Source organism: Salinivibrio costicola subsp. alcaliphilus (genome assembly GCF_001996185.1).
Lineage (GTDB): Bacteria > Pseudomonadota > Gammaproteobacteria > Enterobacterales > Vibrionaceae > Salinivibrio > Salinivibrio costicola.
The window spans coordinates 48,257-61,559 of the sequence record NZ_MUFR01000006.1 but is presented as its reverse complement, the minus strand read 5'-3'; the positions used below and the strand labels follow the sequence as shown (position 1 = coordinate 61,559).

Here is a 13,303-nt window from a genome sequence, read left to right as displayed (position 1 = left end):
AACGAGGTTAATTGTTGCCAACCGCATTAACGATACGAATTTGTTTTTCGTCCGGTACTTCCTGGTAAGACAACACACGTAACGTCGGAATCGTATTCTTGACAAATTTTGCGAGCGTGGCTCTCAACACACCCGATGTCAGCAATACCGCAGGCTCACCTTGTAGTTCTTGCTGCTGAGTGGCTTCAGCCAGTGAAGACTGTAACCGCTCAGCAAGACCAGGTTCTATGCCTGTTGACTCCCCACCGGACGCCTGCATTGTTTTATGCAACATCTGTTCCAGTTCAGGAACAAGGGTGATAACCGGTAGCTCAGGCGCGCTGCCATTGATTTCTTGGACAATCAAGCGACGCAGAGCAATCCGCACTGCTGCCGTTAGGATGTCGGGATCTTGACTCTTTCCCGTGTACTCCGCCATGGTCTGCACAATGGTGCGGATATCACGGATAGGAATCGCTTCACTGAGCAAGTTCTGGAGCACTTTGACTAACACGCTCAGTGGGATCTGATCGGGAATAAGCCCTTCCACCAAACGAGGAACTTGTTTACCCAGCATATCTATCAAGTTCTGCGCTTCTTCATGGCCGAGTAGTCGCTCGGCATTATTGGTGAGCATTTGGCTCAGGTGTGTCGCCAGTACCGTTGCTGAATCAACCACTGTGTAGCCTAAGGCTTGCGCGTGCTCGCGCTGGCTCGGCTCTATCCAGACGGCCTCTAAGCCAAACGCCGGGTCTTGAGTCGGTTCACCGTCAATGGGTCCGAACACTTGGCCTGGATTAATTGCTAATTCATGTTGGGGGTGTACCTCTGCTTCACCGACCGCGACGCCCATTAACGTAATGCGGTAGTTATGCGGTGGTAACTCTAGGTTATCGCGAATGTGTACGGGCGGGATTAAAAAGCCAAAGTCTTGCGAGAGTTTTTTACGCACCCCTTTCACTCGATCTAACAATTCGCCGCCTTGGTCTCGGTCGACCATAGCGATGAGCCGATAGCCCACTTCGAGGCCAATGACATCAACCGGTTGAACATCATCCCAGGACAGTTCTTTTGGTGCCGGAGGGGTTGCATCAGGGACATCAGACTGCTCTGGCGCTTGTTGTGCTTTTTGATACTGCTGGTATTTCCAATATGCCAGTCCACCACAAGCCAACGCCAAAAATAGAAAAGGCAGGTGTGGCATACCAGGCACCACGCCCATGATCGTCAGAATACCGGTGGCAATCATGAGGGCACGTGGATTATCAAACAGCTGGAACACCACCTGCTGCCCCATATCCTCATCGGTATTTTGACGCGTCACCATAATGGCGGCACCAATGGATAACAGCAATGAAGGGATTTGCGCGACAAGACCGTCACCAATGGTGAGCAAGGTATACACTTCTATCGCGTCTGAAAATCCTAAATCATGTTGGCCCATACCGATAGACAGCCCACCAACAATGTTGATGAAAAGAATCAAGATCCCGGCAATCGCATCGCCTTTAACAAACTTGGACGCACCATCCATCGAGCCATAGAAGTCAGCCTCTTGCGTCACTTCTTGGCGCCGAGCACGCGCTTGCTCTTGATCGATTAACCCTGCGTTCAAGTCGGCATCAATGGCCATTTGCTTACCGGGCAACGCATCCAAGGTAAAACGCGCCGTGACCTCGGAAATCCGGCCTGCACCTTTGGTGACAACCATAAAGTTAATGATCATCAAAATCAGGAAGACGACCAGACCGACAGCGTAGTTGCCACCAATCACGACTGACCCAAATGCACCAATGACCTGACCGGCTGCATCGGGGCCTTCGTGACCATAAAGCAAAACCACCCGGGTAGAGGCAACGTTAAGTGCTAGTCTCATCAAGGTTGCAATTAACAACACCGCGGGGAAGGCAGCAAATTCAAGAGGACGACGGGTATAAATGGTGACCAGCAATACAATCAACGACAAGGCAATGTTGAAAGAAAACATTAAGTCGAGCAGCATCGGCGGTACAGGCAGCACCACCATTGCTAAGGTGGCCAATACCAGTACCGGTGCGCCGATCGCTGGCATCGCACCCAGACGGTGGTAAGGCACCTTGTCAGAAAATGGCAATCGCCACTTGGCTTTTAACATGTCAGGCGTTCAAGTCCATGATTGGTGAACGTGGGCCAGTTGCCACGCGGAAATAAAATGAGAGTGCAAGGCAAGCAATTTTTACGCCAGAAAAAGCGGATAATGTGTCAGCTTTTTGGCGCGTCTACCAGCCAAAAAACACCGACAAGCAACCCGATAGCGGGGCTTCGTTCACGCGCCCGATGACACCATGGTTAATCGTGTTTCAAATCGGTAGGGATGGGTAAGTAGGTATCATCTGGGCGCGTGGGCCGCCGGCCTCGGCCTTTTTTGTATTGCTTGAGCTGGAAGACATACGCTAACACCTGAGCAACGGCAGTAAACAAACCGTCTGGGATCTGCTGCTCTAGCTCGGTACTGAAATACAGCGCGCGTGCTAGCGGTGGTGCAGGTACAATGGCAACATCATATTCTGCTGCAATTTCACGAATCTTCAGTGCGGTAAAATCAGAGCCTTTGGCTATCACAACCGGCGCACTATCCATGTCGCTGTTGTAGCGTAACGCCACCGAATAGTGCTCAGGGTTAGTGACCACAACATCAGCTTGAGGCACATCGGCCATCATCCGACGTTGCGCCATTTCCCGTTGCAGCATGCGAATACGCCCTTTAACTTCAGGGCTACCTTCGGTCTCTTTGTGCTCGTCTTTGACCTCTTGTTTAGTCATCTTCAGCTGCTCATTGTGTTGCCAAATTTGGAATGGCACATCAATCACCACCACCACCAACAGTGAACAACAGACCAACAACACAAAGTCCAATAAAATATTTAACGCGTGATAAAGATTGCTGGGGAAGGTATCGATCGTCAGCTCAAAAAACTCTTCTAAGTTGATATAGACCAAATAGGTCGCAACGCCGGCGACTAGCAAGACTTTCAACACTGACTTCAACAGCTCGACGAGCCCTTGGGTACCAAACATACGCTTGAAGCCAGAAATCGGGCTCATTTTTGATAATTTGGGCCGCGCGGCTTCCCAAGAGAAGCTGACACCTCCCAAACCTGCTGCGCCGACGAGGCCGGAGATAAATAACACCACAAGGATCAAGCCTAAGGGCAATATTAGATGCAGTAGCTCACCAACGACCACCAGCATCAGCTCTGAGCTATCGAAGATTTCAGCACGCGAAAGTGAAAACAAGCGCGTCATCAGCGCCATTAACGCTTCGCCCAACGCTTGTCCAAACCACATTAAACTGACGGCACCCACCACCAGAACAGCCACTGACGCTAATTCTCTTGAGCGCGGTACTTGGCCCTTTTCCCGCGCCTGCTCCTGCCTTCGGGGTGTGGCGTCTTCTGTTCTTTCCTGACCGTCACTTTCTGCCATTAGTTAAACTCGCAATTCAGCCGGATAAGGGAGCAAATTTGATTGAGCCCGGTTTGCCAATGGTTGTTGTAGTGCGTCAACATACCGGACAGTAAGTACCAACTGATCAACAACCCCATCAACAATGCAAATGCAAAGCCAAGTGAGAAAATATTAAGTTGTGGCGCCGCTCGGGTCATCACACCAAAAGACAAATTGACCACCAACAAAGCAATGACACCCGCCAGCGACATACTCAATGCGACCTCGAACATGATCCCAAACCATGCTGCGAGGCTGCGATAATCTGCGGCCCCTATCATCTCGCCAATGGGGAGCGTCTCAAAGCTCATTACCACTAGGTTAAGCATTTTCAAGTGGCCATCGGTGGAAAGAAATAACATAACGGCCAAGAAGAGATAAAACTGACCCAATAGTGGCGTGTTTTGACCGTTGGCTGGATCCACCATTGACGCAAAACCCAAACTTGATTGCATCCCCAAGATCTGGCCGAGGATGACAAAGGTTTGGGTAATGAACTGCGTGACTAGCCCCATCGCAACGCCAATCACGACTTGCTGCGCGAGCACCATAAATCCGGCAAATGACACTAACTCAATGTCCTCTGGCACCGCAGGAAGTGCAGGCATGACCGCAAAGGTAATCGCAAGAGAAAGGTATAAACGGATCCGGGTAGGCACGAAACGGGCACCAAAAAACGTCATCGCCATCATCATCGATGAGATGCGTGTAAACGGCCAAAAGTAGTTAGCCATCCAAGATAAAATCACCGAGGCCGGATATTCCATATGCCTTTCCGTCAGTACAGAATGGTTGGGATGTGATCAATCAAACGATAAAAATATTCCATCAACATCCGTGTCATCCAATGACCAAAAAACATCAGCGCAATAAACGTCGCAATTAAACGGGGAAGAAAACTGAGTGTCTGCTCGTTGATCGAGGTTGCCGCTTGGAATACAGCGACGATCAAACCGACTAACAAACCCGGCACGACAATCGCAGACACTAACAGTAGTACCAGGTAAAGCGCATCCTGGAACAGTTCAACAAACGCTTCCGGGGCCATTGCTGCCTCCTTTAGCCAAAACTGGCGGCGAGGGTAGAAAGGATCAAATTCCACCCATCAACCAACACGAAGAGCATTAATTTAAACGGTAATGACACTATCATGGGCGACAACATCATCATACCCATCGCCATCAATACCGACGCTACCACCAAGTCAATCACCAAAAACGGTAAGAACAGCATGAATCCAATTTGGAACGCGGTTTTCAGTTCTGATGTCACAAATGCGGGGATCAGTACGGTCATTGGCACCTGCTCTGGCTCGTCAACTTGAGCGCCCGACATATTGACAAAGGTTTCCAAATCTTTGACACGGGTTTGCCTAAGCATAAACTCTCGTAGTGGCACTTGCACCCGAGTGAAGGCCTCACGCGCTGTCATCTGCTCATTGATATACGGCTGTACCGCCTCTGTATTCATTTTATCGATCACCGGCGACATAATGAACAAGGTCAAAAACATGGCGATGCCAATAATGACTTGATTGGACGGCGTTTGCTGTAACCCCATAGCTTGGCGAAGGATCGCCATCACCACCACAATGCGGGTAAAGGACGTCATTAAAATGACGACCGCTGGCAAAAAGCCCAACGCGGTCATCAGCGCTAAAATTTGTAAGGTCACTGAGTAGTCTTCGCTACCATCCGGATTGACTCGCATGGTCACCGCAGGGATCCCACCTCCGGTATTGCGCTGCGTTTCCAGGCGAACCGCTTCACCGCTATCATTCAGTGACTCGGTTGTGATGCTTTCCTGGGCGGGCGTGGCTTCTTGCTCGGCGAAAGCAAACGGTGTCATCAAAGTGGCCACCACCAGAACCCAGGCTGCCAATAGCGTGCGTATCGTCATTTTCGATTCAATAGTTGGCTAAGCTGATTTGCAAAGCGAGAGTGAGAGTCTGGCGAAGTCGGCGCTGTTGTGGGCACCGGATTATCTAGCGCTTTTAATAGCTGCACCTGAGAAGCTGTGACACCGATGACAAGTTGCTCTCCATGTACGTCCACAACTAATATCCGCTCTTTTTGGCCAATGGCTAATTGACTGACAATTTTGATCCCATTGCTTTGCTGCGCCAAGCCAGGGAGCTTAAGCCGACGTAATAGCCACGCTAACCCAAAGATTAATGCCAATACCAGCCCGAGAGACAACAGCATTGTCACTATGCTTACGTCTGGCGCGGCTGCCCAAGCGGGCATCGGCACCAACAATATTGCCCAAACGCGTCGGTTCACGATCATCTTATCGTAACTTCTTAATTCGCTCAGTTTGACTGATGACATCGGTAAGACGAATACCAAATTTATCGTTAACCACCACCACTTCACCGTGGGCGATCAAGGTACCGTTCACCAGAACATCGAGCGATTCACCGGCGAGACGGTCGAGTTCAACCACCGAGCCTTGGTTAAGCTGGAGAAGATTCCGAATATTAATCTGGGTGTGTCCCACTTCCATCGAAATGGTCACCGGAATATCGAGAATCGCATCGAGCTTACGTTGTTCATCCGCGCCCAGTTGCTTCTCACTGTCGTCAGTGAGCTCATCCAATGGTGCCGCTTGTACGTCGTCTGATCCTTCCGAATCAGACTGCTCAGCCAGGGCAGCAGCCCAATCATCATCTACATCATTTTGATCCATGACGTCTTACCCCTGTTTACTGGTCTTATTCACTGAGTTTTACCTTGTTTATCATCAATCGGTAAATCTTCCTCGAGATCATCGAGTAGCTCAGGTTTATCCTGTAATAGCGAAATATCAGACTTCGCCATATCAGGTCGTTTTAGTTTTTCAACAATTTTCAGTGCCAGTTTATCGTTAGACTGGCCCATTTTCGCTCGATAGGTTGGCAAATCTTCCACAAAAACCGTACACGCATCTGGCATATCAACCGGGATCACATCCCCTTTTTGTAACTCCATCAAATCGCGCAACGATAAGGTCACATCGAGTAGTTTTGCACTGAGTTCCACATTTACGTCCAAGATTTCATCACGTAGCGCTTTACTCCAGCGCACGTCGGTATCCATCTTGTCACTTTGTACCCCGGCGTCGAGGAGCTCACGGATTGGCTCCAGCATCGAATAAGGCATGACCATATGAATGTCACCGCCCCCGCCATCCAGTTCGATGTGGAATGAACTGACCACAATCACTTCCGATGGACTGACAATGTTTGCCATCGCTGGGTTGACTTCCGAATCAAGATACTCAAAGGCCACTTCCATAACAGGGGCCCACGCGTCTTTATAATCCTCAAACATCAGCTTCAGCAGCATCTGTATGACGCGTCGTTCGGTTGGGGTAAATTCGCGCCCTTCGATCCGGGCATGAAATCGGCCATCGCCACCAAAGAAGTTTTCAACCAAAATAAAGACCAGTCGGGCCTCCATGGTGATTAAGCTCGTCCCTTTTAGTGGACGAAACCGTACCATGTTTAAACTGGTCGGAACGTATAACGTGTTTTGGTACTCGCCAAACTTCATCATCTGCACGCCGTTTATCGAAACTTCGGCGGTTTTCCGCAGCATATTGAACAAGCTGATACGCATGTGACGCGCAAAACGCTCATTGATAAGCTCGAGCGTCGGCATGCGCCCGCGCACAATTCTATCTTGTGACGAGAAGTCGAAGGAGATCGTCCCATCTTCTCCAACCTCGGGCTCATTATCGTCGTCATCAACGTCGTCAACGCCGTGAAGGAGAGCGTCAATCTCGTCTTGGCTGAGTAAGTCAGTCACGTCATCACCTATTGCATCACAAACCCAGTGAAGAGAACCCGCTCTACCACCGGCTCACCCGTTACTTTAATTAAAGCCGCGCGCACATTCTCAGCGGACTGGCGCCGGACTTCTAGCTGACCTTGAGGGGTCCGCAGTTGCTCAACTGTGGCAGCACCAAAGGTATTGAGTAACGCGTGTTCTACCAGCGGCAAATTTTCCTTCGCTAGCGCTTCTCTCTCGCTACCACGCACCAATAATTGTGCATTCACTTGCACCAGCCGCTGTTGTTCATCACCGGTCACGTTAAAGACAAACGGCTGAGGTAGAGTGACATAAATGGCCGGAAGCGTGTTATTTTCTTCCTCCAAGACAATATCGTCTTGGCTTTTATCGTCACCCGATAAAAAGAAAAAAGCCCCACCGCCTACGGCCGCCAATAACACCACAGCAGCAACAATGATAATGATGAGCTTTTTCTTGCCCCCGCCTTGTTCCGAGGTTGCGTTGTCATTTGCCATGGCTATTCATGCTCCTCATTATTGGTGCGTTTTTATCAAGCATAGTAATCGACAGCGCGATCATTGTGTGAAACGTTTAACGCGTGCCCTGCTAACATCGCGTCATCATTGTCCTCACCGGTCGTTAATCCAAGAGGTGAGCCGCCTGACGCCCCTGCCCCAGTATGATTTTGTTGTCCTGAAGCCATTTGCTGCGCGCCACTGTCTTGCTGCTGAACGGATCCTTGAGCCAACTGTAAGCCTTGTTGCTGTAGCATATCACGAAGCCGCGGCATCGCTTGTTCAACCGCGTCTCGCGCTTGCTGGTTGGCGACTGTAATGTGAACCGTCGCTTGATCGTTGTTCATTCCCAACTTAATTTGCATTCGCCCTAGCTCAGGAGGATCAAGCCGAATATCAACCTGCTTGAGGTTTTTTGACAGCATGATGTTAATACGCTCCGTCAAGGCAGTACCAGCTTCTGTGGGCGTTTGTCCGAGCGGGAGGGGCGCCTGTGCACTCTGCGCTGCTTGCATATCTTGTCGTGCCGTGGCGGACTGGGCCGACGACAACCCTAAACCACTGGCCAATTGTTGCGCTAAGTTTTCAGGGCGTGTGGCTCCCTCTGCTGCGCTAGAAGCACTGCCACTTGTCAATGCGGTGTCCGCTTGACCCGCTTGCTCTGCCATCGCTTTTAATGCGGCTTTGCTGAGGTCATCCGACTGGCCCATTTTTCCTGCTAATAACGACGCTGGATTGGCATTGGGGGTCGCTGCTGATTTTGCATCATGGCGCGGTTTATCGGTCAGCTCGCTACTCTTTAATAGTGTCGCGCCTTCTTTTGTGACGCCCTCTTTCAGCTGACCTTCTTTCGCCAGCGTTTCCTTCTCTTTGCTTAGAGATGCTGGATTATCTGTCTCTTGTTGCGCTTTGGCGGTTGACCATTTTATCGCGCTTCCATCCGATTCAAGCGCGTTATCTTTGCGATGTGCAGCACTCTCAGCGTCAAGTGATTGCGTCGCTCTTACTTGACTTGCCAACGCCGCCAACTGATCCGGAGATAACTGATCGAGTACTTTTTCGGGTGACACACCCTCCGGCAAGTTTTTGGCCAGCTCAGTCAATAACGCTTGTCTGTCGATCACCCCTTCTGTGTTATCACCGTCTATCTGCACACTTTCATCGTCATCAGATTGCGTCACGTTTAGCGTCTGTGCTGATAACGCATCCGCACTGGCAGATAAGGGATCAGCGTCGGCAGTAGGCAAAGATTTGCCATTAAGCATGGCTGCCGCTTGATTCAGTCGCATCAGCAGTGCTTGGCTCTCTTCCATGGCTGTCATATCGGCAATTTCGGCCATTTCCGCTTCGCTAAACATGCCATCAGCAAGCATCGCCTCGGCATCAATTGCCTGACCATCAACCAATAAAGTCTTGCCATCTTGGGTCAGTTTAATCGGTATGTCGCCTTGCTCACCCTTGCCATCAATGGACTGGCGCAACGCCGCTAAAAAGCCGGTATTTTTATCACCTTTTACCTCGCCTGTCGCACCGTCACTGGTCGCGAGAGGGGTTTTAGGTGAGAGATTGGAAAGCGTCAGCGTAGACTGCGTCATAAGTTTCTCGTCATTACCTTATGGTTATCCTTTAAACCGAGCCTCAATGTGCTGGCATGTCGGTAATGATAAAGCAATTATCGCGCCATTTTATTCTTAGGAAAAGGGAGAGGGACGTCGGCGTGCAATAATTGCTGCCATTTCATCCATTTGACGCTGTTCTTGATAATGAGCACGTTCTGCTTCTTCTCGCGCTCGCTTTTCGATTAACCACTCGAGAGACTGCCGGTGTTGGCGTGTTTGTTGCCATGCTTGACGGCACTGTTCTAAATGATCCTTAAACTGATGCTCAGCACCTCGTTGCTTTGCCAAGGTTTCATCAAGCTGGACGATAAATTTATTAAGGTGGCCAAAAGCGCTGGCAGAGAGCCCTGACTGACCCCGGTCAGACATTTGTCGGCAATATTCCAGACGATACTGCTCAATTTGCTCGAGCTGGTGATAATAGCCATCTAATGCTTGCTGGGCTTCACTGACGCTAAGTTGCGCCTGCTTTTCATCTTCTTGGGCCTTTTCTAACAATAAATGCAGTGCATGGTCAGCCATAAATTATCCTTGCAAGGTTGAGCGCAACATATTGACGCACATATCGAAAGGGACCACCTCTTTCATCCCTTGTTGCAAATAATTATCCAGTTTTGGCTTCAGGTGAAAGGCTTGGTCCACGGCTGCATCACTGCCTGGCTTGTACGCGCCAATTGAGACCAAGTCTTGGTTTTTGCGGCAAACGGACAACACTTGCCGCACCGCTTTCGACATCAAGATTTGCTCGTCACTGGTAATATTCGGCATCACACGGCTTACCGACCGTTCGACATCAATCGCCGGATAATGCCCGCCATCCGCCAATTCGCGAGATAACACGATGTGACCATCAAGAATGGCACGTGCAGCGTCGGCAATTGGATCTTGTAAGTCATCACCTTCGGTCAATACAGTAAAAAATGCCGTGATCGAGCCCTGCCCGACAGCACCATTTCCTGCACGCTCGACTAATGAGGGTAAACGGGCAAATACCGAGGGTGGGTAGCCTTTGGTCGCGGGAGGTTCACCCACGGATAATGCGATCTCACGTTGTGCCTGAGCAAAACGTGTTAATGAGTCCATCAGCAAAAGCACATCCAACCCAAGATCGCGAAAATACTCAGCGATCGTCAGTGCCGTTTGACAGCCTTTTAAGCGCACAAGCGGCGATGAATCAGCAGGGGCGGCGATAACGACGGCACGGGCCCGGCCCTCTTCCCCTAAGATATCATCGATAAATTCTTTTACTTCTCGGCCACGTTCGCCAATCAGCCCCACAACCACAACTTGTGCGGTGGTGCCACGTGTCATCATCCCAAGCGTTACGGATTTACCCACACCAGAGCCGGCAAACAACCCAATTCGCTGCCCTTTACCGACAGTAAGCAGACCGTTAATCGCTTTAATCCCCACATCGAGGGGTTCTCTAATTGGCTGTCTCGCTAATGGGTTGATGGGAGTACCTTCTAAACTGGCCTGCTTATCAGTGTAGATATCCCCTTTACCATCCAGTGGGTTTCCCATACCGTCGATAACACGGCCAAGCAGCTCCATGCCTACGGAAAGTTGGCTACGTTCAGATAAAGGCGTCACGCGTGCACCCGGGAGTACCCCAGAGACTTGTTCATTTGGCATCAAGTACAACAACTCTCCGGCAAACCCCACCACTTCCGCTTCGATGGTTCCATTTAAGGTCTCGACCGCACAAACAGAACCGATGGGCGCCCGGCAGCCGATCGCTTCGAGCGTTAAGCCGACCATTCGTACCAATTTGCCGGATGCCACGGGTTTTGGCGCAAGGTTATCTAATTGACACCGCTTTAAGCGCTCAGCCAGCTGACTCATGACGACACGCCGTCATCATCGCTGGATGAGGAGGATGAAGCATGAGGTTTTGCTTGCGCTTGTGCCGCTGCGTCTGACGACGGTTGCGCCGACGACTTGAGCGTATCGGTTTCAGTATTGGGCGTATTAACACTGGGATCGTCAGCGCCAGACGTAGAAGACTGGGATGGCACTGATTGCCGTGACTGGTTTTTCCCTTGAAACTCGCGGAGCAACGCGTCCACCCGTTCACTGTATTGATAATCAACCACAGAATCTTTCGATTTCACATGTACATCACCACGCGCTAACGCGGGCTCTGATTGTAACGTCCAATCCCGTGAGGCTAACATGGCGTCGTCGTAGGCTTCGGTGACCACGGCATAATCATCAGGATGTAACGCGGCTGTGACGGGATGATCCGCCACGGGGAGTGCAGCTATCGATGCGCGTAATGTCTGTAAAATGACCTGCGGATTGGTTTCTAACTCCACGCCGGTCAGCGACTTAGTCAATGCTTGGACCATTACCAAAAGTTGCTGTTCGACGTCTATATCAAGCTTCTCCAATGGATGACTGAGCTGATTAAGAATGGTGTCAAGATGCTGACAGCGCGTCTCAATTAATGCTTTTCCCTCTTCAACACCCTGCTCATACCCTGCCTTTTTGCCTTCTTCGAACCCTTTTTCGTGCCCTTCTTCTAGGCCACCCTCTAGCCCTTCTTGATGCCCGAGTTGTTTGCCTTCTTCATAGCCTTCGTCATAACCTTGTTGCCGAATCGCTTCTAGGGCATCGGCCGTTAATGGCTCTGGGGCCGGCTCACTTTCTTCAACGTCAGTATCCGCTTCTGGCTCCCAGCTCGGATCATAATTGAGCGCAGTATCTTTGGGCAGATTATCTCGATCGCCATAAGGCGGCAGTGTCCAACGATCGATCGTTTCAGCGTCAGCTTCGTTGGCACGAATATAGCCACGGCGTTTATCTAAACTCATCGACAACCTCTACGCGAAAGAAAAGCAACTTATACAAACTCATCACCGCCGCCACCAGTGAGCATCAGCTCACCGGCATCGGCAAGACGACGCGCAACGGAAAGGATTTCTTTTTGTGCCCCTTCAACATCGGAGACACGAATTGGCCCCATGGCTTCGATATCATCTTGCAGCATTTCGGCTGCACGTTTAGACATGTTGCGATAGATTTTCTCGCGTAAATTATCTTCCGCTCCCTTAAGTGCTTTTTGCAGCACTTCTTGCGGCACATCGCGCAATAGGGTCTGTATACCGCGGTCATCCACATCAATTAAGTTGTCAAAGACAAACATCAAGTCTTGGATTTGTGATGCCATCTCTTCGTCCTGATCACGAATGGAGTCCATTAAGACACCTTCTACACTGTTGTCCATGTAGTTCATGATTTCGGCAGCCGCTTTTAAGCCACCAATTTTGGCGGCTTGAGCACCCGCTTGGCCAGCAAACTGCTTCTCCATGATTTCGTTTAGTTCGTGTAATGCCGCTGGCTGGACTTCTTCTAAGTTGGCGATCCGCATCATCAGATCGAGCCGGTCACGCTCAACAAACTGGGAGAGAATTTCTGCTGAATGTTCAGGATCTAAGTATGACAGCACGATAGTTTGAATCTGCGGGTGCTCGTTGATGATGATGCTGGCGACTTGACGCGGATCCATCCATTTGAGTGAGTCTAAGCCTTTGGAGCCACTGCCAAGCAAGATTTGGTCAACCAAGTTATTAGCTTTGTCTTCACCCAGCGCCGCCACCAGTGCGTTACGCACAAAGTCTTCGCTTCCCATCCCAATCGATGTGTATTTTTGGATTTCTTCCAAAAACGCACGATGCACCGCCGCGACCTTGTCCGAGTTAAGATCGGTCATTGATGTCATCGCCGAACCGACTCGCTGCACTTGTTTAGGTTCGAGGTGTCGAATGATGCTTGCTGCATCTTGCTCACTTAAACTTAACAGTAAGATGGCGGCTTTCTCAATCCCACTTAAAGAGCTGATATCGAAACTTGAGCCGGCTTGCTCTTCACCCGTGTTTGCGACTTCATTTGCCATCTTCGGTCACCCAGTTTTTTACCGCTTGTGCGG

14 protein-coding genes are annotated in these 13,303 nt (G+C 50.4%); all 14 read right to left on the bottom strand.

The features are described 5' to 3' along the window. Positions 1-7: 7 nt before the first annotated feature. Positions 8-2,113, bottom strand: a complete 2,106-nt coding sequence (flhA, locus tag BZJ21_RS03390; protein WP_077669119.1) for a flagellar biosynthesis protein FlhA — start codon at positions 2,111-2,113, stop codon at positions 8-10. A gap of 194 nt (positions 2,114-2,307) precedes the next feature. Then, positions 2,308-3,444 carry a flagellar biosynthesis protein FlhB gene (gene flhB / locus BZJ21_RS03385; RefSeq protein WP_077576583.1) on the bottom strand — a complete coding sequence of 379 codons (1,137 nt, stop codon included), beginning with the start codon at positions 3,442-3,444 and terminating at the stop codon, positions 2,308-2,310. Beyond that, positions 3,444-4,232, bottom strand: a complete 789-nt coding sequence (gene fliR, locus BZJ21_RS03380) for a flagellar biosynthetic protein FliR (RefSeq protein WP_077576582.1) — start codon at positions 4,230-4,232, stop codon at positions 3,444-3,446. The genes flhB and fliR overlap by 1 nt, the downstream gene beginning before the upstream one ends. Positions 4,233-4,243: 11 nt before the next feature. Then, a complete protein-coding gene (fliQ, locus tag BZJ21_RS03375; protein ID WP_021023068.1) occupies positions 4,244-4,513 on the bottom strand; it encodes a flagellar biosynthesis protein FliQ in 270 nt (89 codons plus the stop codon). 11 nt (positions 4,514-4,524) lie between these two features. Then, the gene (gene fliP, locus BZJ21_RS03370) at positions 4,525-5,364 is read right to left on the bottom strand and encodes a flagellar type III secretion system pore protein FliP (protein ID WP_021023067.1); all 840 of its coding nucleotides are present in this window, start codon (positions 5,362-5,364) and stop codon (positions 4,525-4,527) included. Beyond that, positions 5,361-5,753: a flagellar biosynthetic protein FliO gene (fliO, locus tag BZJ21_RS03365; RefSeq protein ID WP_158009968.1), complete on the bottom strand. Its 393-nt coding sequence runs from the start codon at positions 5,751-5,753 to the stop codon at positions 5,361-5,363. Before fliO ends, fliP begins: the two co-directional genes overlap by 4 nt. Position 5,754: 1 nt before the next feature. Then, positions 5,755-6,153: a flagellar motor switch protein FliN gene (fliN, locus tag BZJ21_RS03360; protein ID WP_021023065.1), complete on the bottom strand. Its 399-nt coding sequence runs from the start codon at positions 6,151-6,153 to the stop codon at positions 5,755-5,757. 29 nt (positions 6,154-6,182) lie between these two features. Then, complete coding sequence (gene fliM / locus BZJ21_RS03355; protein WP_077669118.1) at positions 6,183-7,253, bottom strand: flagellar motor switch protein FliM; 1,071 nt, start codon at positions 7,251-7,253, stop codon at positions 6,183-6,185. An 8-nt stretch (positions 7,254-7,261) separates the two neighbouring features. Continuing rightward, positions 7,262-7,753, bottom strand: coding sequence for a flagellar basal body-associated protein FliL (gene fliL / locus BZJ21_RS03350; protein ID WP_021023063.1), 492 nt, complete (start codon positions 7,751-7,753; stop codon positions 7,262-7,264). A 35-nt stretch (positions 7,754-7,788) separates the two neighbouring features. After that, complete coding sequence (locus tag BZJ21_RS03345; protein ID WP_077669117.1) at positions 7,789-9,348, bottom strand: flagellar hook-length control protein FliK; 1,560 nt, start codon at positions 9,346-9,348, stop codon at positions 7,789-7,791. A 96-nt stretch (positions 9,349-9,444) separates the two neighbouring features. Continuing rightward, positions 9,445-9,894, bottom strand: coding sequence for a flagellar export protein FliJ (gene fliJ / locus BZJ21_RS03340; protein ID WP_021023061.1), 450 nt, complete (start codon positions 9,892-9,894; stop codon positions 9,445-9,447). A gap of 3 nt (positions 9,895-9,897) precedes the next feature. Next, the gene (gene fliI / locus BZJ21_RS03335; protein ID WP_077669116.1) at positions 9,898-11,217 is read right to left on the bottom strand and encodes a flagellar protein export ATPase FliI; all 1,320 of its coding nucleotides are present in this window, start codon (positions 11,215-11,217) and stop codon (positions 9,898-9,900) included. Continuing rightward, the gene (locus tag BZJ21_RS03330) at positions 11,214-12,188 is read right to left on the bottom strand and encodes a flagellar assembly protein FliH (RefSeq protein WP_077669115.1); all 975 of its coding nucleotides are present in this window, start codon (positions 12,186-12,188) and stop codon (positions 11,214-11,216) included. Before BZJ21_RS03330 ends, fliI begins: the two co-directional genes overlap by 4 nt. 29 nt (positions 12,189-12,217) lie before the next feature. Continuing rightward, on the bottom strand, positions 12,218-13,270 hold the full coding sequence (fliG, locus tag BZJ21_RS03325) for a flagellar motor switch protein FliG (protein WP_021023058.1): 1,053 nt from the start codon (positions 13,268-13,270) through the stop codon (positions 12,218-12,220). Positions 13,271-13,303 lie beyond the last annotated feature (33 nt).

What these genes read in the sequence shown, in the direction of transcription:
- BZJ21_RS03345 (WP_077669117.1), bottom strand. Translation starts at nt 9,348, where the DNA reads ATGACGCAGTCTACGCTGACGCTTTCCAATCTCTCACCTAAAACCCCT.
- fliR (WP_077576582.1), bottom strand. Translation starts at nt 4,232, where the DNA reads ATGGAATATCCGGCCTCGGTGATTTTATCTTGGATGGCTAACTACTTT.
- BZJ21_RS03330 (WP_077669115.1), bottom strand. Translation starts at nt 12,188, where the DNA reads ATGAGTTTAGATAAACGCCGTGGCTATATTCGTGCCAACGAAGCTGAC.
- fliO (WP_158009968.1), bottom strand. Translation starts at nt 5,753, where the DNA reads ATGATCGTGAACCGACGCGTTTGGGCAATATTGTTGGTGCCGATGCCC.
- flhA (WP_077669119.1), bottom strand. Translation starts at nt 2,113, where the DNA reads ATGTTAAAAGCCAAGTGGCGATTGCCATTTTCTGACAAGGTGCCTTAC.
- flhB (WP_077576583.1), bottom strand. Translation starts at nt 3,444, where the DNA reads ATGGCAGAAAGTGACGGTCAGGAAAGAACAGAAGACGCCACACCCCGA.
- fliP (WP_021023067.1), bottom strand. Translation starts at nt 5,364, where the DNA reads ATGACGATACGCACGCTATTGGCAGCCTGGGTTCTGGTGGTGGCCACT.
- fliL (WP_021023063.1), bottom strand. Translation starts at nt 7,753, where the DNA reads ATGGCAAATGACAACGCAACCTCGGAACAAGGCGGGGGCAAGAAAAAG.
- fliQ (WP_021023068.1), bottom strand. Translation starts at nt 4,513, where the DNA reads ATGGCCCCGGAAGCGTTTGTTGAACTGTTCCAGGATGCGCTTTACCTG.
- fliJ (WP_021023061.1), bottom strand. Translation starts at nt 9,894, where the DNA reads ATGGCTGACCATGCACTGCATTTATTGTTAGAAAAGGCCCAAGAAGAT.
- fliI (WP_077669116.1), bottom strand. Translation starts at nt 11,217, where the DNA reads ATGAGTCAGCTGGCTGAGCGCTTAAAGCGGTGTCAATTAGATAACCTT.
- fliG (WP_021023058.1), bottom strand. Translation starts at nt 13,270, where the DNA reads ATGGCAAATGAAGTCGCAAACACGGGTGAAGAGCAAGCCGGCTCAAGT.
- fliN (WP_021023065.1), bottom strand. Translation starts at nt 6,153, where the DNA reads ATGGATCAAAATGATGTAGATGATGATTGGGCTGCTGCCCTGGCTGAG.